The 18,001-nt window shown below is 62.6% G+C and carries 20 protein-coding genes; 8 read left to right on the top strand and 12 right to left on the bottom strand.

Annotated elements, in window-relative coordinates; genetic code table 11:
* Positions 1 to 33 precede the first annotated feature (33 nt).
* The 5 genes from OVY48_RS21720 to OVY48_RS21700 form a co-directional block, all read right to left on the bottom strand.
* Positions 34 to 714 carry a DUF6975 family protein gene (locus OVY48_RS21720; protein ID WP_096061996.1) on the bottom strand — a complete coding sequence of 227 codons (681 nt, stop codon included), beginning with the start codon at positions 712 to 714 and terminating at the stop codon, positions 34 to 36.
* A 141-nt stretch (positions 715 to 855) separates the two neighbouring features.
* On the bottom strand, positions 856 to 2,913 hold the full coding sequence (gene rpoD, locus OVY48_RS21715; protein ID WP_313924410.1) for an RNA polymerase sigma factor RpoD: 2,058 nt from the start codon (positions 2,911 to 2,913) through the stop codon (positions 856 to 858).
* A gap of 112 nt (positions 2,914 to 3,025) precedes the next feature.
* Positions 3,026 to 4,930, bottom strand: coding sequence for a DNA primase (gene dnaG / locus OVY48_RS21710; protein WP_313924409.1), 1,905 nt, complete (start codon positions 4,928 to 4,930; stop codon positions 3,026 to 3,028).
* Positions 4,931 to 4,994: 64 nt separating this feature from the next.
* Positions 4,995 to 5,396, bottom strand: coding sequence for an endonuclease domain-containing protein (locus tag OVY48_RS21705; RefSeq protein WP_313924408.1), 402 nt, complete (start codon positions 5,394 to 5,396; stop codon positions 4,995 to 4,997).
* A gap of 42 nt (positions 5,397 to 5,438) precedes the next feature.
* Positions 5,439 to 5,891, bottom strand: a complete 453-nt coding sequence (locus OVY48_RS21700) for a GatB/YqeY domain-containing protein (RefSeq protein WP_313924407.1) — start codon at positions 5,889 to 5,891, stop codon at positions 5,439 to 5,441.
* A 160-nt stretch (positions 5,892 to 6,051) separates the two neighbouring features.
* Here OVY48_RS21700 and carA point away from each other — a divergent pair, with 160 nt between their 5' ends.
* From carA to OVY48_RS21685, 3 genes are read left to right on the top strand one after another with little or no spacing between them, the layout of a single operon-like run.
* Positions 6,052 to 7,230, top strand: a complete 1,179-nt coding sequence (gene carA, locus OVY48_RS21695; protein WP_313924406.1) for a glutamine-hydrolyzing carbamoyl-phosphate synthase small subunit — start codon at positions 6,052 to 6,054, stop codon at positions 7,228 to 7,230.
* On the top strand, positions 7,227 to 7,595 hold the full coding sequence (locus OVY48_RS21690) for a ribonuclease E inhibitor RraB (protein WP_037473487.1): 369 nt from the start codon (positions 7,227 to 7,229) through the stop codon (positions 7,593 to 7,595). Before carA ends, OVY48_RS21690 begins: the two co-directional genes overlap by 4 nt.
* A complete protein-coding gene (locus OVY48_RS21685; protein ID WP_313924405.1) occupies positions 7,592 to 8,062 on the top strand; it encodes a hypothetical protein in 471 nt (156 codons plus the stop codon). The genes OVY48_RS21690 and OVY48_RS21685 overlap by 4 nt, the downstream gene beginning before the upstream one ends.
* Positions 8,063 to 8,161: 99 nt before the next feature.
* Here the strand turns inward: OVY48_RS21685 and OVY48_RS21680 are convergent, their stop codons facing one another.
* Positions 8,162 to 8,515 (bottom strand): type II toxin-antitoxin system VapC family toxin, encoded by a 354-nt coding sequence (locus OVY48_RS21680; protein ID WP_409593725.1) that lies wholly within the window; start codon positions 8,513 to 8,515, stop codon positions 8,162 to 8,164.
* 46 nt (positions 8,516 to 8,561) lie between these two features.
* On the bottom strand, positions 8,562 to 8,831 hold the full coding sequence (locus tag OVY48_RS21675) for a FitA-like ribbon-helix-helix domain-containing protein (RefSeq protein WP_037473490.1): 270 nt from the start codon (positions 8,829 to 8,831) through the stop codon (positions 8,562 to 8,564).
* Positions 8,832 to 8,888: 57 nt separating this feature from the next.
* On the opposite strand from OVY48_RS21675, the gene carB reads away from it, so the two are divergent.
* The 3 genes from carB (at position 8,889) to OVY48_RS21660 (ending at position 13,444) form a co-directional block, all read left to right on the top strand.
* On the top strand, positions 8,889 to 12,224 hold the full coding sequence (gene carB, locus OVY48_RS21670; protein WP_313924404.1) for a carbamoyl-phosphate synthase large subunit: 3,336 nt from the start codon (positions 8,889 to 8,891) through the stop codon (positions 12,222 to 12,224).
* Positions 12,225 to 12,303: 79 nt separating this feature from the next.
* Positions 12,304 to 12,780, top strand: a complete 477-nt coding sequence (greA, locus tag OVY48_RS21665) for a transcription elongation factor GreA (protein WP_037473492.1) — start codon at positions 12,304 to 12,306, stop codon at positions 12,778 to 12,780.
* A gap of 25 nt (positions 12,781 to 12,805) precedes the next feature.
* Positions 12,806 to 13,444, top strand: coding sequence for a rhomboid family intramembrane serine protease (locus tag OVY48_RS21660; protein ID WP_313924403.1), 639 nt, complete (start codon positions 12,806 to 12,808; stop codon positions 13,442 to 13,444).
* A 222-nt stretch (positions 13,445 to 13,666) separates the two neighbouring features.
* On the opposite strand, the gene OVY48_RS21655 is transcribed toward OVY48_RS21660, so the two are convergent.
* From OVY48_RS21655 to OVY48_RS21635, 5 genes are all read right to left on the bottom strand, one after another.
* Complete coding sequence (locus tag OVY48_RS21655; protein ID WP_037473495.1) at positions 13,667 to 13,891, bottom strand: DUF4170 domain-containing protein; 225 nt, start codon at positions 13,889 to 13,891, stop codon at positions 13,667 to 13,669.
* A gap of 104 nt (positions 13,892 to 13,995) precedes the next feature.
* The gene (locus OVY48_RS21650; RefSeq protein ID WP_096062087.1) at positions 13,996 to 14,571 is read right to left on the bottom strand and encodes a DUF883 family protein; all 576 of its coding nucleotides are present in this window, start codon (positions 14,569 to 14,571) and stop codon (positions 13,996 to 13,998) included.
* Complete coding sequence (locus tag OVY48_RS21645; protein ID WP_313924402.1) at positions 14,564 to 14,899, bottom strand: hypothetical protein; 336 nt, start codon at positions 14,897 to 14,899, stop codon at positions 14,564 to 14,566. Before OVY48_RS21645 ends, OVY48_RS21650 begins: the two co-directional genes overlap by 8 nt.
* The gene (locus tag OVY48_RS21640) at positions 14,896 to 15,300 is read right to left on the bottom strand and encodes a phage holin family protein (protein ID WP_313924401.1); all 405 of its coding nucleotides are present in this window, start codon (positions 15,298 to 15,300) and stop codon (positions 14,896 to 14,898) included. Before OVY48_RS21640 ends, OVY48_RS21645 begins: the two co-directional genes overlap by 4 nt.
* A 65-nt stretch (positions 15,301 to 15,365) precedes the next feature.
* Positions 15,366 to 15,965 (bottom strand): hypothetical protein, encoded by a 600-nt coding sequence (locus OVY48_RS21635; protein WP_313924400.1) that lies wholly within the window; start codon positions 15,963 to 15,965, stop codon positions 15,366 to 15,368.
* A gap of 242 nt (positions 15,966 to 16,207) precedes the next feature.
* Here OVY48_RS21635 and eno point away from each other — a divergent pair, with 242 nt between their 5' ends.
* Together eno and OVY48_RS21625 are read left to right on the top strand one after the other, a co-directional pair.
* Positions 16,208 to 17,482: a phosphopyruvate hydratase gene (gene eno, locus OVY48_RS21630; RefSeq protein ID WP_037473376.1), complete on the top strand. Its 1,275-nt coding sequence runs from the start codon at positions 16,208 to 16,210 to the stop codon at positions 17,480 to 17,482.
* 76 nt (positions 17,483 to 17,558) lie between these two features.
* Complete coding sequence (locus tag OVY48_RS21625; protein WP_037473378.1) at positions 17,559 to 17,870, top strand: FtsB family cell division protein; 312 nt, start codon at positions 17,559 to 17,561, stop codon at positions 17,868 to 17,870.
* The last annotated feature ends 131 nt before the right edge of the window (positions 17,871 to 18,001 follow it).

Below are 18,001 nucleotides of genomic sequence, written 5' to 3'. Positions count from 1 at the left end.
GGGCGCAAGCCGTGTGGGCGGTATCGGTGGGGTTCAGTCTTGCCGCGCGCGCACATCGGCGCGGGCGGCGAGCAAGTCCCACAGGCCGCGATGCTGGTTGAGCAACTGGCGTGCGCCGAACTGGATGGCCCGGTCGACGCCGTCATCGCCGCCGATCGCGCGGGCGACATCGAGCGTGGCGGCGCGGTCGGGCAGGGAGCAGGCATGGGGTTCGATGCCCGCGCGCAGGGCGGCGATGTCGAGCACCTGGCGCACGGCGCGCCAGTCGAGGACCAGTGCCATCGCCGCGCCCATGGCGCAGCCGCGCCGGTCGGACTGGGCGAGCATGTCGAGCGCATGGCGTTGCTGGCTGACGGCGGTTTCGCAATCAGCCTGGCCAGCGGTGCTGGGGACGGGACCGGCGGCGACGGTCACCTGGGTGATATAGGCGCGTTCGGCAGCGAAGGCGTCGGCGGCTTCGATCAGCCAGCCGCGCGCGGCATTGTCGGCCGAGCGGGTGGCGGCATGATCGATGACGCCGGGATGGCGGCCATGAAGCAGGCAGAGATAATAGGCCGCGTCCGCAAGGTCGCCGAGCGACAGCAGCGTGTCACGGGCAATGCCAGTCCCCGCGCGCAGCGCATAGCTATGCGCTGCGGTGCCATCGGCAGCGACCAGCGCCTCCAATATCCGCGCGATATCGCCAAATTGGTAGCGGGGTGCCGCTTCACTCATGCCAGGATTCCTGTCTTGCCCGATCCGCCGACGGGCTTCGCAACGCAGGTTAAGCAAAAGGGGGTAAAGAAGCGGTTTACGCCGACATAAAAAAGGGCGACCCGCGGGCCGCCCATTTTCATGTCGCTGAAAAGCGGCAGATTATTGGTCGAGGAAGCTGCGCATCTTGCGGCTGCGCGAAGGGTGTTTGAGCTTGCGCAGCGCCTTCGCTTCGATCTGACGGATGCGCTCGCGGGTCACGCTGAACTGCTGCCCGACCTCTTCCAGCGTATGATCGGTGTTCATGCCGATACCGAAACGCATGCGCAGCACGCGCTCTTCGCGCGGGGTTAGGCTGGCGAGGACGCGGGTGACCGTTTCCTTGAGGTTCGCTTGGATCGCGGCATCCACGGGGATGATGGCATTCTTGTCCTCGATGAAATCGCCGAGGTGACTATCTTCCTCGTCGCCGATCGGCGTTTCGAGGGAGATCGGCTCCTTGGCGATCTTCATCACCTTGCGCACCTTCTCCAGCGGCATGGAGAGGCGCTCGGCCATCTCTTCCGGGGTCGGTTCGCGGCCCTGCTCGTGCAGGAACTGGCGGCTGGTGCGCACCAGCTTGTTGATCGTCTCGATCATATGGACCGGGATGCGGATGGTGCGCGCCTGATCGGCGATCGAGCGGGTGATCGCCTGCCGGATCCACCAGGTCGCATAGGTGCTGAACTTGTAGCCGCGGCGATATTCGAACTTATCGACCGCCTTCATCAGGCCGATATTGCCTTCCTGAATGAGATCCAGAAATTGCAGGCCGCGATTGGTGTATTTTTTGGCGATCGAGATGACGAGGCGCAGATTGGCTTCGACCATTTCCTTCTTGGCGATGCGCGCTTCGCGTTCGCCCTTTTGCACCATGTTGACGATGCGGCGGAATTCGCCGAGCGACATGCCGGTGGCCTGCGCGATTTCGCTGACTTCGTTGCGGATGCGTTCGACCGCGCGCGCTTCCGCGGCGGCGAAGGCGGCCCATTTCTTGTCGATGCCGCTGACCCGGTCGAGCCAGGCATCGTCCAGTTCGAAATTGACGTAGCGGTCGAGGAAATCCTTGCGGCTGACCTTGTGGCGCTCGGCCAGGCGCAGCATCTGCCCGCCCAGCGCGGTCAAGCGACGGTTATAGGCATAGAGTTGATCGACCAGATATTCGATCTTCTGCTGATGGAACTGGACGCTTTCGACCTGCGCGGTCAGGCTTTCGCGCAACTCCTGATAATCATCCTCATCCTTCTGGCTCAGCACTTCGCCGGTGCCCATGGCGAGCATGCGCGACGATTGAATGGCCGAAAAGGCGCGGAAGATTTCGGTGATGGTGGCGAACTTCTCCAGCGCGATCGGCTTGAGCGTCTCTTCCATCTGAGCGAGGGAGAGGGTGTTGTCCTCCTCCTCTTCCTCTTCGACGCGGCGGGTGCGGCGTTCGGTGCCGTCCTCATCCTCGTCGGCGTCGGCGGATTCCTCCTCCGGCTCTTCTTCTTCCTTGAAGCTCGGACCAGCGGTCTTCTCGCTGATCTCGCCATCATCATCCTCGGCGCCCTCCTCCAGGCTTTCCGGGGCAGGGTCTTTGGACAGCATGGCGTCGAGATCGAGAATCTCGCGCAGCTGCATTTCGCCATTGTTGAGCGCGGTCGACCATTCGATGATCGCGTTGAAGGTGGTCGGGCTTTCGCACAGACCCAGGATCATGGTGTCGCGACCGGCCTCGATCCGCTTGGCGATGGCGATTTCGCCCTCACGGCTGAGCAACTCCACCGCGCCCATTTCGCGCAGATACATGCGAACGGGATCGTCGGTGCGATCGACCGTTTCCTTCTTCTTTTCGGTGACCAGGCGCGGCGAGCCATCGTCATCGTCCGCCGCCTCATTGGCGTCGTCGTTGTCGTCCTCGCGCTGCTGGTCCTCGCCATCTTCGTTGGCTTCTTCATTTTCGACGATGTTGACGCCCATGTCGTTGAGCGCGGACATGACATCTTCGATCTGCTCGGAGGACATCTGGTCCTGCGGCAGGGCGTTGTTCAGCTCGTCATAGGTGATGTAGCCACGCTTTTTGGCGCGGGCGAGCAGCTTCTTGACCGAGGCTTCGTTGAGGTCGAGCAGGGGCGCATCGCCACCTTCATCCCCACCATCGCCTGCACCCGCCGCATTCTTGCTGTTCGCCTTGGTCGCCATCTATTCGCCTTAACTCCGCCGCTCCCTCTGGCGGGAGCGATCAATTCCAATGCATCGTCCGCCAAAGGGACGTTTCGTTCAAACCTTGCCGCCCCGCGAGGGAACGGCTCGTTCAAACAATGTCTTCGGGCTGCGCCAGTTCCGCCAGTCGACGGTCATGGTCGGCCTTGAGCGCCAGCAAGCGCTGTTGCTCAGCGAGATTTTCCTCGCTGACGTCGCTCTTGAACCGCCGTGTCGCCTCCGCCAGCGCTGCCTCAAGCTCCGGTCCCTGCGCCATCACCCGAATGGCCTCCTCCAGATCGCGCGCAAGGCGATCCGGGTCAGCGGTCATCTTGTGAGGGGTGAGTGTGAACGTGTCGGCCCGGAGCATCCCTTTAGCCATATTATACACTTCACCTGCCCCCAATATGGTAAGGAGGCCCTGTGTTTCAACAGTTTCTTTGCGTAGTGACGCACTAATCATCGAATCGGCCAGCCGGGCGAGGATGGGATCGCCGATCGGCAGGCCCGCCAGCGTCTCGCGATGCAGCGCAATCTGGTCGGGATGGCGCAAAAGGCCGGCCAGAATCGCGCGCAAGAGCCGCTGTTCCATGCCGCTCGCGCCGATGGCGCGGACCTCATGGCCCGCCGGGCCGATCGGCGCTTTCCAGTTACCGCGCTTGTCGCGTTGCCAGCGGGCGGCGCTGTTGCCGCCGCCGCCGCCGCGCGCCGTGGGTGTGAAGGCGGGGCGGGCGAAGAAGAGCGCGTCATAGCGTTCGCGAAAGGCGTGGGCATAATGGGCGCGGACATCGGGGTCCGCGATCGCGTCGGTGATGACGCGCAGCCGCTGCTTGAGCGCGGCCTTCTGTTCCGGCGTATCGAGCGGGGCGATGCTCTGCTCATGGCTCCACAGCCGATCCACCAGCGGCTGCGCGGCGTCCAGCACCGCGTCCATAGCAGTCGAACCGCTGGCGCGCAGCAGGTCGTCGGGATCCTGGCCCTGGGGCAGGGTGGCGAAGGCGAGGCTGTGGCCGGGACGCAGCAGGGGCAGGGCGCGGGTGGCGGCACGGATCGCGGCCTTCTGCCCCGCCGAGTCGCCATCGAAGCAGAGGATAGGCACCTCCACCATCTTCCACAGCCGTTCGATCTGATGTTCGGTCAGCGCGGTGCCGAGCGGCGCGACGGCATCGCCAAAGCCGGCCTGTGCGAGCGCGATCACGTCCATATAGCCTTCGACCACGATGACCCGGCCGGTCTGGCGACTGGCGGGGGAGGCGCGGTCGATATTGTAGAGGGTGCGGCCCTTGTCGAACAGCGGTGTGTCGGGAGAATTGAGATATTTGGGCTCGCCCTGACCCAATATCCGTCCGCCAAAGGCAATGGTCCTCCCGCGAATGTCGCGGATCGGCAGCATCAGGCGACCCCGGAACCGATCATAGGGATCGCGCTTCTTGGCCCGGTCACTGTCCGGTTCGGCGGCGTCGGGATCGATCAGCAGGCCCGCTTCGACCAGCATCGGATCGCCGAACTCCTTGAGCGCGGTGCGCAGCCGCCCGCGACTGTCGGGCGAATAGCCAAAGCCGAAGGCGCGGCGGGTGGCGTCGCTGATGCCGCGCTTGCCGAGGTAGGCGCGCGCCTCCGCCCCCTCGATCGCGTCGAGTTGGGCGGCGAAGAAATCCTGCGCGGCGGCCATGGCGTCGTGCAGGCCTTTGGCCGCTTCGGCGCGTTTGGCGGCGCGCGGATCGGGCGCGGGCACATCCATCCCCGCCGCCTGCGCCAGTTCCTTCACCGCTTCCATGAAGGGCAGGCCGCGCTGATCGGTCATCCAGCGGATGGCATCACCATGCGCCCCGCAGCCGAAACAATGGTAGAAGCCCTTTTCATCGTTGATCGTGAAACTGGGCGTCTTTTCGTTATGGAACGGGCAGCAGGCCTTATATTCGCGCCCGGCCTTCTGCACCTTGATGGTGCGGCCGATGAGCGTGGACAGCGACGTGCGCATGCGCAGTTCGTCGAGAAAGGCGGGGGTTAGACTCAAAATCTCCCCTCCCGCGATGACGCACCACATCCGTTCGTGTCGAGCGAAGTCGAGACACGAGGCATTAAAGCCCCTCCCTACTTAGGGAGGGGTTGGGGTGGGTGATCTTCTGCCTTGGCGGCAAGGCATTCGCCCGATCAAGAATGACGCTCAGCACCCCTTCCATATTGTCGCGCACATCCGCATTGGAAAAGCGCAACACCAGATAGCCTTGATGGGCAAGATCGAAATCGCGGTCCCTGTCCTTGATTGGATCGTGCCGATCATCGTCGACTTCGACAATCAGGCCGATCGACGGGCAAAGGAAGTCGCAGATATAAGGCTCCACCACCGCCTGGCGTCGAAATTTGAAGCCGCCCAGTTGGGATGCGCGCAGGGCGCTCCAGAGGCGGCGTTCATAGTCGGTGGGTTCGCGGCGCATGTCGCGGGCATATTGGCCTAGTCTGGCATTGATGCGTAGCGCCATCACCCACCCCAACCCCTCCCTTGAAAGGGAGGGGCTTTCAAGTCAGCCCAAGGCCGCTTTCACCATGCCGCTGGCCTTGCTCATGTCGATCACGCTGCCGTGGCGTTCCTTCAGCACGGCCATGACCTTGCCCATATCCTTCAAGCTCGCGGCACCGACTTCCGCCTTGATCGCGTCGATCGCCGCCCTGGTCTCGTCCTCGCTCAACTGCGTCGGCAGGAAGCTTTCGATGACGTCCAGTTCGACCTGTTCCTTGGCCGCCAGTTCGTCGCGGCCGCCGCTGGTGAACATTTCGATCGACTCGCGGCGTTGCTTGACCATCTTTTGCAGCACTTCGACCACGGTGGCGTCATCGTCGGGCATGCTCGATGAGGTGCGCAGTTCGATGTCGCGGTCCTTGAGCTTGGCCAGGATGAGGCGCACGGCGGCGAGGCGTTCCTTGTCGCCTGCTTTCATGGCGGTGATCTGGGCGCTCTTTATCTGCTCGCGAATCATTGCGAAGCGAATCCTCGTGTCTTTGCGGAAAGCGACAGATATAATGCGAAAAGAGATTTTTAACAGACGTTGACCCCAAGCGCGCACAGGCATAGGTGACCGGCCGTTTAACCCGCATCAGACGGGTTCCAAAGCCAACGCAAAAAAGGACGCTGATCTCATGGCTGACGCCAAGACCCTTACCGTGCCCAAAGGAGCGACCGGGGTCGTGGTTTTTGCCGATGGCAGTGCCGTGTTCGGGCGCGGCTTCGGTGCTGTCGGCGATGCGGTGGGCGAACTCTGCTTCAACACGGCGATCACCGGCTATCAGGAGATCATGACCGACCCCAGCTATGCGGGCCAGGTCATCACCTTCACCTTCCCCCATATCGGCAATGTCGGCACCAATCTGGACGATGTCGAGGCGACCAGCCCCTATGCGCTGGGCTGCGTCGTGCGCGAGGATGTGACCGCACCGTCCAACTTCCGCAATGTCATGCCGTTCGACCAGTGGATGGCCGACAATGGCCGCATTGGCCTCGCCGGGGTCGATACCCGCGCGCTGACCCGGATGATCCGCGAGAAGGGCGCGCCCAATATCGTGATCGCGCATGACCCCGATGGCGCGTTCGACCTTGCCGCGCTGGCGGCGAAGGCGGCGGGCTGGCCGGGGCTGGAGGGCATGGACCTCGCCATCGAAGTCACGGGGCAGGAAACGCGGCTGTGGCAGGATGGCGGCTGGACGCTGGGCAAGGGCTATGGCCTGAACGCCGTGGGTGAAGGCGCGCCGCATGTCGTGGCGATCGATTATGGCGCGAAGAACAACATCTTCCGCAATCTGGTGCAGGCCGGCGCGCGCGTCACCGTGTTGCCCGCGACGGCGACGGTCGAGCAGATCATGGGTCTCGCTCCTGATGGCGTGTTCCTCTCCAATGGCCCAGGCGATCCGGCAGCGACCGGCACCTATGCCGTGCCGGTGATCGCGGCGCTGCTGGCGCGCGACGTGCCGATCTTCGGCATCTGCCTTGGCCATCAATTGCTGGGGCTGGCGGTGGGCGCCAAGACGATCAAGATGCATCAGGGTCATCGCGGCGCGAACCATCCGGTCAAGCGGCTGAGCGATGGCCTGGTCGAGATCACGTCGATGAACCATGGCTTTGCGGTCGATGCCGAGACCTTGCCCGCTAATGTCCGCACGACCCATGTGTCGCTGTTCGACGGCAGCAATTGCGGCATCGAACTGACTGACAAGAACGCCTTTTCGGTGCAATATCACCCCGAAGCCTCGCCGGGGCCGCAGGATAGTTTCTACCTGTTCCAGCGGTTCGTCGATGGCCTGAAAAAGCCGGTGACGGCGTGAGCATCAAGCTGCCCCCCGTCGATGAAGCCCGCCTCGCCGCCGAATGGGAAGCGGACCGCGAAGTCCTCGCCAACCTTGCCGCCAATGGCGACAAGCCGATGATCCCGCGCGCCGTGGACGTCAGCTTCAAGGGCAATGACAAGGATTTCGACCGCGTCCTGGAAATCGCCAGCCAGTTCGGCATGGTCGAACTCGACCGCGAAGAGGATGAAGATGGCGACCTGTTCCTGTTCCTGGAATGCGAACAGGCGGTGGATGAGGCGTCGATCAAGGCCTTGACCAAGAAATGCCTGCAGATCGAGATATTGTGCGGCGTTGAGTATGACGGTTGGGGGTGCGAGGCCCGGACGGGGGCGGTGCATTGAGTGCTGCTGCAACCTCGTTAGACCATCTATTGGAGGTCGGTAAGGCGGCGTTATCGAAGATCGATGCGCTCGGTGCGATTGATCCGGCAACCTGCCATGTCTGCTATCATTTCTTCTGCCCCGCCGATGAAGAGAATGATCGCTGGGGTGAAGCTGCTGAATGCGTCCAGCTTTCTAAGCCGATTTTCGACGCCATGCCATTCGATGTCGAAATTGATGGAATCGGGGGCAGCGCCGGTGTGGAGGCTTGGGAAAGCGTTTATCCTACAAACACTTGGTTGAACGACAGGCTGCCTAGGATGCTTGAGGTAGCCAGCGCTGCAAAGATGACTTTCCTCGGCTGGTCCTTCGAACCCAAAAAAGGGCCAATTGTAAGTGCTGGCGTCAACATTATGAACGCAAGCAGCCCGGAAGGCTGCGCAACTATTGATGGAATTATCGAATTCCTAAAGGCGAAGAAGAATTAATGCCCAAACGCACTGACATCTCCTCTATCCTCATCATCGGCATTGGTCAGATCATCATCGGCCAGGCGTGCGAGATTGATTGTTCGCGCGCGCAGGCGCTCATGGCTCCCAAGGATTGATGATGGCGGCACCTGTCCGGGCGAAGTCTGATACGTTGCGGGTGACGACTGGTATACCGGCCGCGATCGCTTGCGATGCGATCAGCAGGTCCATGTCTGCGATTATCTGTCCGGCGCGTTCCAGTTCGGCCTTCAGGCGTCCCCATACAACGGCTGTTGCCTCATCGGGCTTTATGATCCGGTCGATCAATAGTGTTTCGATCCGGTTTCTGAAGGCGATAAGGCGCGACCGATGCGTGGCGTCGATCGCTTTGGCGATGCCATATTCCATTTCTGCTAATACGATGGTGGATAATGTGCAATTTGCGCGATTGGCGGCCAGAAAGGCGATCACCTTGGGCTCCGGTCTGGGCCGGGCGAGTTCGCTCCAGACGTTCGTGTCAATCAGCACCAAAAATCTCGCGATCAGCGGGATGATCTTGCCGAGGCGGCAGTTCAAGTCCTGCGCCGCCTGCAATCGCAATCAGGTCATGAACCCAGTCGTCGCCCGTCAGATCGCGAATTTGCGCGGCATCGGGTGCCGTCGGCGCATAAGTCTGTTCGAGCAAAATTCGCAGTTCGGCTTCCAGCGAACGCCCATTTTTCGCCGCGGACAATCGAGCGCCTTCCTTAACGGCATCATCGATGTTGCGGATCGTAACGCTACCCATCGCCCGTCTCCCATGATTGCATTGCAATCAACCTATTCAATGAGAGCACTCTAAACAATGCCCAAACGCACCGACATCTCCTCCATCCTCATCATCGGCGCTGGCCCGATCATCATCGGCCAGGCGTGCGAGTTCGATTATTCGGGCACGCAGGCGGTCAAGGCGTTGAAGGAGGAGGGCTATCGCATCATCCTCGTCAATTCCAACCCGGCGACGATCATGACCGACCCGGAATTTGCCGACGCGACCTATGTCGAGCCGATCACGCCCGAAATCGTGGCGAAGATCATCGAGAAGGAGCGGCCGGATGCGGTGTTGCCGACGATGGGCGGGCAGACGGCGCTGAACACGGCGCTGGCGCTGTTCAACGACGGGACGCTGGAGAAGTACGGCGTCCAGATGATCGGCGCGGATGCCGAGGCGATCGACAAGGCGGAGGACCGGATCAAGTTCCGCGACGCGATGGACAAGATCGGGCTGGAATCGGCGCGCTCGCGTATCGCGCATACGATGGAAGAGGCGCTGGAAGGGCTGGAGTTTACAGGGCTTCCCTCGATTATCCGGCCTAGCTTCACCATGGGCGGCACGGGCGGGGGCATTGCCTATAATCGCGATGAGTTCATGACCATCGTGCGCGGCGGGCTGGATGCGTCGCCGACGACCGAAGTGCTGATCGAAGAGTCGCTGCTCGGTTGGAAAGAATATGAGATGGAGGTCGTGCGGGATCGCAACGACAATTGCATCATCATCTGTTCGATCGAGAATGTGGACCCGATGGGCGTCCATACCGGCGACAGCATCACCGTCGCCCCGGCGCTGACGCTGACCGACAAGGAATATCAGATCATGCGCAACGCATCCATTGCGGTGCTGCGTGAAATCGGCGTGGAAACAGGCGGTTCCAACGTACAGTTCGCGGTCAATCCCAAGGATGGGCGCCTGGTCGTGATCGAGATGAACCCGCGCGTGTCGCGCTCGTCGGCGCTGGCGTCCAAGGCGACCGGCTTCCCGATCGCCAAGGTCGCGGCGAAGCTGGCGGTGGGCTATACGCTCGACGAGATCGAGAATGACATTACCGGGGCGACCCCGGCCTCGTTCGAACCGACGATCGACTATGTCGTGACCAAGATCCCGCGCTTCGCGTTCGAGAAGTTCAAGGGTGCTGAGCCGCTGCTGGGCACCGCGATGAAGTCGGTCGGCGAAGTGATGGCGATCGGCCGCAACATCCATGAATCGATGCAAAAGGCGCTGCGGGGCCTCGAAACCGGGCTGTGCGGCTTCAACGATGTCGATCATCTGGCGGGCGCGCCCAAGGACGACATCGTCGCGGCCCTGGCGCAGCCGACGCCCGACCGGCTGCTGGTCGCGGCGCAGGCGTTGCGCGAAGGGCTGACCGTCGCGGAAATCCACAACATCGCCAAATTCGATCCCTGGTTCCTGGAGCGGATCAAGGAAATCGTCGAGGCCGAAGCGCAGGTGCTGGAAAACGGCCTGCCGCGCGATGCCGATGGCATGCGGCACCTCAAGTCTATGGGCTTTTCCGACAAGCGGCTCGCTTATCTGGCGCTCAAATCCGCCAATTTGCGCGGCATGGAGCGGGGCATCGCGCGCGGGTCGGGCCTGATCCACGACGCGGTCAAGGCGATGACCGGCGGCGTAACCGAAGCGGAGGTGCGCAAGCTGCGCCATAAGCTGGGCGTGCGGCCGGTATTTAAGCGCATCGACACCTGCGCCGCCGAGTTCGCGGCCAAGACGCCCTATATGTATTCGACCTACGAAGCGCCGATATTCGGTGAGGCGGAGAATGAATCCGCGCCGACGACACGCGAAAAGGTCGTGATTCTGGGCGGCGGGCCGAACCGGATCGGGCAGGGGATCGAGTTCGACTATTGCTGCGTCCATGCCTGCTTCGCGCTGTCGGAGGCGGGCTATGAGACGATCATGGTCAACTGCAACCCGGAAACGGTGTCGACCGACTATGACACGTCGGACCGGCTCTATTTCGAGCCGCTGACCGCCGAGGATGTGCTGGAAATCCTGGCCGTCGAAATGACCAACGGGACGCTCAAGGGCGTGATCGTGCAGTTTGGCGGGCAGACCCCGCTCAAGCTGGCGCAGGCGCTGGAGGATGCGGGCATCCCCATCCTGGGCACCTCGCCCGACGCGATCGACCTGGCCGAAGATCGCGAGCGGTTCGCCGCGCTGATCGACAAGCTCAAGCTGCGTCAGCCCGCCAATGGCATCGCGCGCAGCCGCGAGGAGGCGATCGCGGTCGCCAACCGCATCGGCTATCCGGTGCTGATGCGGCCGAGCTATGTGCTGGGTGGCCGGGCGATGGAGATTGTCGACGGACAGGCGCAGCTGGAGGAATATATCACCACCGCCGTCCAAGTGTCGGGCGAATCGCCGGTGCTGATCGACCAATATCTGCGCGACGCGATCGAGGTCGATGTCGATGCGCTGTGTGATGGCGAAGATGTCGTGGTCGCGGGCGTGTTGCAGCATATCGAGGAGGCCGGCGTCCATTCGGGCGATAGCGCCTGCTCGCTGCCACCCTACAGCCTGTCCGACGAGATCATCGCGGAGATCGAACGGCAGACCGAGGTATTGGCCCATGCGCTGTCGGTGCGCGGTCTCATGAACATCCAGTTCGCGGTGAAGGATGGCATGGTCTATCTGATCGAGGTCAACCCGCGCGCCAGTCGCACGGTGCCCTTCGTCGCCAAGGCGATCGGTACGCCGATCGCCAAGATCGCCGCGCGGGTGATGGCGGGCGAGATGATCCGCGACCTGCCCAAGATCGACCGCAATGCGATCGACCATGTGGCGGTCAAGGAAGCGGTGTTCCCGTTCGGGCGCTTCCCCGGTGTCGATCCCGTCCTGTCGCCGGAAATGAAGAGCACCGGCGAAGTCATGGGAATCGATAGCAATTTTGCGACCGCCTTTGCCAAGGCGCAGATCGGTGCGGGCACGCTGCTGCCGACCAGTGGCACGGTGTTCATCTCGCTCAAGGATAGCGACAAGCCAGTGATCCTGCCCGCCGCGCGCAAGCTGGCCGATATGGGCTTCACGCTCATCGCGACCGGCGGCACCGCCGATTATCTGGCGGACCATGGCATCGCGGTAGAAAAGGTGAACAAGGTGGCCGAGGGGCGTCCGCATATCGTGGACAAGATCACCGACGGCGACGTGCAGTTGATCTTCAACACGACCGAGGGCTGGCAGTCGTTGAAGGACAGCAAGGCGATCCGCACCAGCGCGCTGCGCGGCAAGGTTGCCAGCTTCACCACGGCGGCCGCCAGCGTCGCTGCGGCCGATGCGATCGAGGCTTTGCGGGAGCATCCCCTTGAAGTGCGCTCGCTCCAGTCCTATTATCCCCTGTCGCACGCCTGATCCCCTGCACAAGGAAGCATGCTGCGGGCGGCCCGCTGTTCGGGCCGCCAAAGGGAAGTTTTGACGAAGGATTTGCAAAATGGCGACCGTTGAGAAGATGCCGATGCTGCAGATGGGCTATGAAAAGCTCAATGCGCAGCTGCGCGAACTCAAGGCCGAACGGCCCCTCATCGTGGACGCCATCGAGGAAGCGCGCGCCCATGGCGACCTGTCCGAGAATGCGGAATATCACGCCGCCAAGGAACGGCAGGGCCAGGTAGAGGCCACGATCAACGATCTGGAAGACAAGCTGTCGCGCGCGCAGATCATCGATCCCGCGACGCTGTCGGGCAACAAGATCGTGTTCGGCGCGACCGTGACCCTGCTCGATGAAGATGACAAGCCGGTCAAATATCAGATCGTCGGTCAGGCCGAGGCGGATGCCAAGGCAGGTATGATCTCGTACAACAGCCCACTGGGGCGCGCGCTGATCGGTCGCACGGTCGGCGAAGATGTCGAGGTGTCGGTGCCGTCGGGCGACAAATTCTACTCGGTCGAGAAAATCGAGTTCATCTGATCCCGTGAAATTGCCCGCTGGCCCCATGACGAACGGGATCGCGGCGATCAGCTTCGCCGTGTTCCTGATCCTGTATCTGACGGGTCATATCGACAATGCCGCCGTGTTGGGCGGGTTCATCCCCGCGCGTGTGGGCGATGCCGACCTGCTGGCGGGGCTGGCGGCGGTGCCGTGGTGGCTGACGCCGCTCACCTGCACGCTCATCCATGCCGGATGGCTGCATGTCGGCTTCAATATGTTGATGCTCGTCTTTTGCGGGCGGCATGTCGAACATGTGTTGGGCAAGGGGCCGACGCTGCTGCTCTACGGCATGGGCGCTTATGCGGCCTGCGGGGCGCAGTGGCTGATCGATCCGGGTTCGACCGGGCCTATGGTCGGCGCGAGCGGGGCCATTTCGGCTGTCGTGGCGACCTATGCTTTGCTCTATAGCCAGCAGCAGGTACGACGCATTGGGCCGTTTTCGGCCAATATCGTGCGGTTGGCTTGGCTGGCTGGCGGCTGGATCGCGCTGCAACTGATGATCGGATTCGCCACCGCCGGGGGCATGGGCGATCTGGGACAGATTGCGGTCGCCGCGCATATCGGCGGCTTTCTCGCCGGGCTGGCTTTGACTCGGCCGCTGCTCCGCTGGCGCTTCCGCAAAAGGCCGCGCGCGGTTGATTAGAGCATGATGACGTTAAGTCGCATAACTCCGTTCGCCCTGAGTAGGGGCTGAGCTTGTCGAAGACCCGTATCGAAGGGTCGGCTGCGCCTATACCCTTCGATACGCCATTTCGACTTCGCTCAATGGCTACTCAGGACGAACGGTTCTGAGTAAAGTCATCACGCTTTAGTTACCAAATATAGCCGCTCCCCGGTTTCATCCGGGGAACGGCTATGGCCAGTTTCAGTCCGCCTTGGGTAGTTCGGGTTCCAGCAGGCGATGCAGATGCACGATCACATAGCGCATTTCGGCGTCATCCACCGTGCGCTGCGCCGCGCCGCGCCAGGCCTTTTCTGCCGAAGCATAGTCGGGAAACACGCCGACCAGATCGACTTTGCTGAGGTCTTGAAATTCGAGCGTCTGCGGATCGGTTACGCGACCGCCCAGCACCAGATGCATTTTGCTCATGGCGTTTTATTATCTCCCTTGGGTGGGCGGCGACCCTAGCAGCGCCGCACGCCCCATCCAAGGGGGACTAAAGCCGTGTTGGCATGCTTTTCACGCCGTCGCGATTAGCTTTTGGGCAACCGCGCCTTGATCGCATCGCCCAGCGCTTCAATACGGTGCGCCACAAGCGAGGTCACGTCATCGGCGAGCTTCGACGCCTTGGCCGACAGATCGGCCGAAGCGAGATTGTCGCGCGCGTGCGAAGCGGCGTCGCCCGCGCTGTGCAGGGCATGGGCGGCATTGGTCTTCACCGTTTCAGCGCCCTCGGCGGCCGCCGCGCGGGCGGCGAGCGCCGCTTCGGCAACCCGCGATCCGGCGGTAACGGCAAGACCCGGCAAGGCCTTCATCATCGCGCGGCTCTTGGGGAACATCCAGGCCACGACGGCACCAACGGCAATCGCACCGGCAACGGCGGCCACCGGATGGTCCTGCACGATCTGGTTGGCGCGGGTTGCGGCGCGCTGCGTCTTGTCGCGCGCATCGCCATAGGCCATGCCCGCCTTGTCGCGGCCGGTCTGGACCAGTTCGCCAGCGCCTTCGCGCGCCTTGGCCGTAGTTTCACGGATGCGGTCGGTTGCGGTCGAGGCGGCGTCATTCGCCGCTTCACGGGCACGGTTCACTTGGGCACGAATGTCAGCCATGGTCATTCTCCGGCATATCTGTTGGGGTGTTCCTGAAACGAACGTATAAGCGTTGGAAAAGTGCCGTGATCGGCCCCCGCGCCAGAAAAAGCGCGAACGCGGCAGCGGCTGCACCGACGGCAACGGGGCGTTGCTGCGCCTTGGCTGCGCCGAGAGCTACCGCGCTCGATACAGCGCCAGATACGCCGTCGATCGCCTTGTCCTTAGCGTCCTGAATCAGAAGTGCAGGCGCGATCCGCGCCTTCGCTTGCGCGGCGCTGATCTTCATCTGCGCGCGGGCCAGGTCGGCGCGGGCGCAGGCCTCTCGAAAGGCGAGTTCCTGCGTCATGGCGTGATCGCCTTCTTCATGCGGGTGATGCAGCCCTTGGCCATCAGCAGCAGCAGGATCGTGACCAGCAGCCCGCCGCCGGTTACGATCAGCGTCGCCCACAAAGGGTCGAGATGGCGGGACAAGGCCACGACAAGACCGACCAGCAACGCCACGATGCTGGCAAAGGCGAGCATGAGCGCCACTAGTCCCAACACCGCCGCATTGCGAACGCCGACGCCGACGATGCTGAGCCGCAGTTTCTGCTTGTCCGCTTCGGCCGAGGCATAGGCCCGGCCATCGGCGTACAGGCGGGCGAAGGCGTCACGCACGCTTTCGGTGCGCGCGCCCTCTTCCGGACCGCCTGGCTCGAATCCTTCGGCGTGCGGCGTAACCGCCGTTTCCGTTGGCTCTTGTGTCAATAGATCCTCCGCCCCGAAACCGGAGCCCTTCGTTTCAGTGACGGGAAAGCCGGAAAGGCAAACCCTCAGGCCTTGTCGTCCGACCCTTTGGCAAGGCGCATCAACACGAAGCCGACAACGGCGGCCGCGCCGATCGCGACAGCCGGACTCTTGCGTACGAAATCGCGCGCTTCGGCCATCAACTGATCGACATCCTTATTGTCGAGGCTGTCTGCTGCACCGGCAACCTGTTCGGCGGCCTGACGGGCATAATCGCCATATTGCGGGCCGAGCTTGGCATCGACGGTAGCGGCCGTGTCGGCGATCAGCTTGGACAGGCTCTGCATGGCCGTGCCAGTCTTGTCCTTGGCGACGCCTGCGGCGGACTTGGCGGTCTTGCCAGCCTGTTCCTTGATCGGGTCGATATGGGCTTTCCAATCAACCGCGTTCAACTTCTCGGCCGCAGCCTTGGCAGCCTTCTCGGCTTGCTCCTTGATCGGCTTGATCTGGGCGCTCAGACCCTTTGCAGTGCTTTCCACGTCAGCGGCGGCGTCAGACGCAGCTTCCGTCGCGGCTTTCTTGAGCGGCTCGGCCTTCACGGCGACGGCGCTGGCGGCGGTGTCCAGGGTCTTGGCCTTGGGGGGGCGTCCGCGCTTGGCGGCCGGCGTTACCGGGGTATCATCCATCGTCCTCAATCTCCCTCTTGATGCAGCATGGTGCGCCGCACGAGGCGGCAGGTGGTTATATTCCAAATGCTCCGCAGCGGCATGCAGTTCCGTTGCCGTCACATTTTCGACCATCGGCATTTTTCCGATGCGTGCAAGCCCTGCATTGCCAATAGCCGGGCTGCTGGCTAAGCGGAGCGCGGAAAAACAGGGGAGGGGCTGCCATCAGGGTTGCCCGCCCATTGTCAGTGCAGGGAGCGATCATGACCGCCATTCTCGACATTCACGCCCGCCAGATTTTCGACAGCCGGGGCAACCCCACCGTCGAAGTCGACGTCATGCTGGAGGATGGCAGCTTCGGCCGCGCGGCGGTGCCGTCGGGCGCGTCGACCGGCGCTTATGAAGCGGTGGAAAAGCGCGACGGCGACAAGAGCCGCTATATGGGCAAGGGCGTGCTGAAAGCGGTCGACACCGTCAATGACGAGATTGCCGGCGAACTGATCGGCTTCGATGCCGAGGATCAGGGCGAAGTCGATGCCGCGATGATCGCGCTCGACGGCACCGACAATAAGTCGAACCTGGGCGCCAACGCGATCTTGGGCGTCAGCCTGGCGGTGGCAAAGGCCGCTGCCGATGCGCGCGGCCTGCCGCTCTATCGCTATGTCGGCGGCGTGTCGGCGCATGTGCTGCCAGTGCCAATGATGAACATCATCAACGGCGGCGAACACGCCGACAACCCGATCGATTTTCAGGAATTCATGATCATGCCGGTGGGTGCCGAAAGCATCGCCGACGCCGTGCGGATCGGGTCGGAAATCTTCCATACGTTGAAGAAGGGCCTGCACGACAAGGGGCTGGCGACGTCGGTCGGTGATGAAGGCGGCTTCGCGCCCAACATCGCCTCGACCCGCGATGCGCTCGACTTCATCATGTTGTCGGTCGAGAAGGCTGGCTACAAGCCCGGCGACGACGTCATGCTGGCACTCGACTGTGCCGCGACCGAGTTCTTCAAGAACGGCAAGTACGAGATTTCGGGCGAAGGCCTGTCGCTCAGCCCCGTCGAAATGGCCGACTATCTCGCCGCTCTGTGTGCCGACTATCCGATCAAGTCGATCGAGGACGGCATGAGCGAGGATGATTTCGAAGGCTGGAAGGCGCTGACCGACAAGATCGGCGGTTCGGTGCAGCTGGTCGGCGACGACCTGTTCGTCACCAACCCCAAGCGACTTTCGATGGGCATCGACATGGGCCTGGCCAATTCGCTGCTGGTCAAGGTCAACCAGATCGGCACGCTGACCGAGACGCTGGCCGCGGTCGATATGGCGCACCGCGCGCGCTACACCGCGGTCATGTCGCACCGGTCGGGCGAGACCGAGGACGCGACCATCGCCGACCTCGCGGTCGCCACCAACTGCGGCCAGATCAAGACCGGCTCGCTCGCGCGGTCGGACCGGCTCGCCAAATATAACCAGCTCATCCGCATCGAGGAAGAACTGGGCGATGTCGCAGTCTATGCCGGACGCTCCATCTTCCGCTGATCGGCTTTCCTTCGGTTGGCCGCAAGTTCGACAAAATTCGCTTGCGGCCGACCTTTTCTTGTGATTCTTGTGGGCGATGGCGCACATCGCGAAGCTACGTCTCCTTTTATTCTCGGCCCTTGGCCCTGCGATCGCGCTGCTTCTGCTGCTGTCCTTCGCGGGCTATGTCGTCGTGGGGTCGAACGGCATCCTCGCCTGGGGCGATTATTCGCGGCAGCTCGGCGCGGCCAAGGCGGAACTCAAGCGGGTGCAGCAAGCGCGCGCCGACTTGCGCAACCGGGTCGACCTGCTCAACCCGCGCCGCGTCGATCCCGATCTGTCGGACGAACTGATCCGCCGCCAGCTTGGTGTTATCCACCATGATGAAGTGATCGTGCCGCTCAACTGAGCCTTCGCCGCGACCAATATTAGCCCAAGATGATAGCTTTGGCCCGGATTCCGTCGGGTCCGCCGTTGCAATATATGCAACTCTGCCGCTATATCGGGCTTCCTTCCATCCTACCCCACGCAAGAGGATAA

Source organism: Sphingobium sp. SA2 (assembly GCF_032227065.1).
Lineage (GTDB): Bacteria > Pseudomonadota > Alphaproteobacteria > Sphingomonadales > Sphingomonadaceae > Sphingobium.
The sequence above is the reverse complement of the archived record's forward strand: the minus strand, read 5'-3'. Positions and strand labels throughout refer to the sequence as shown.

Bases quoted from the DNA above. Each gene is read 5' to 3' on its own strand.
- OVY48_RS21720 (WP_096061996.1), bottom strand. From the start codon at position 714: ATGAGTGAAGCGGCACCCCGCTACCAATTTGGCGATATCGCGCGGATA.
- rpoD (WP_313924410.1), bottom strand. From the start codon at position 2,913: ATGGCGACCAAGGCGAACAGCAAGAATGCGGCGGGTGCAGGCGATGGT.
- OVY48_RS21705 (WP_313924408.1), bottom strand. From the start codon at position 5,396: ATGGCGCTACGCATCAATGCCAGACTAGGCCAATATGCCCGCGACATG.
- OVY48_RS21700 (WP_313924407.1), bottom strand. From the start codon at position 5,891: ATGATTCGCGAGCAGATAAAGAGCGCCCAGATCACCGCCATGAAAGCA.
- carA (WP_313924406.1), top strand. From the start codon at position 6,052: ATGGCTGACGCCAAGACCCTTACCGTGCCCAAAGGAGCGACCGGGGTC.
- OVY48_RS21675 (WP_037473490.1), bottom strand. From the start codon at position 8,831: ATGGGTAGCGTTACGATCCGCAACATCGATGATGCCGTTAAGGAAGGC.
- carB (WP_313924404.1), top strand. From the start codon at position 8,889: ATGCCCAAACGCACCGACATCTCCTCCATCCTCATCATCGGCGCTGGC.
- greA (WP_037473492.1), top strand. From the start codon at position 12,304: ATGGCGACCGTTGAGAAGATGCCGATGCTGCAGATGGGCTATGAAAAG.
- OVY48_RS21660 (WP_313924403.1), top strand. From the start codon at position 12,806: ATGACGAACGGGATCGCGGCGATCAGCTTCGCCGTGTTCCTGATCCTG.
- OVY48_RS21655 (WP_037473495.1), bottom strand. From the start codon at position 13,891: ATGAGCAAAATGCATCTGGTGCTGGGCGGTCGCGTAACCGATCCGCAG.
- OVY48_RS21650 (WP_096062087.1), bottom strand. From the start codon at position 14,571: ATGGCTGACATTCGTGCCCAAGTGAACCGTGCCCGTGAAGCGGCGAAT.
- OVY48_RS21645 (WP_313924402.1), bottom strand. From the start codon at position 14,899: ATGACGCAGGAACTCGCCTTTCGAGAGGCCTGCGCCCGCGCCGACCTG.
- OVY48_RS21635 (WP_313924400.1), bottom strand. From the start codon at position 15,965: ATGGATGATACCCCGGTAACGCCGGCCGCCAAGCGCGGACGCCCCCCC.
- eno (WP_037473376.1), top strand. From the start codon at position 16,208: ATGACCGCCATTCTCGACATTCACGCCCGCCAGATTTTCGACAGCCGG.
- OVY48_RS21625 (WP_037473378.1), top strand. From the start codon at position 17,559: ATGGCGCACATCGCGAAGCTACGTCTCCTTTTATTCTCGGCCCTTGGC.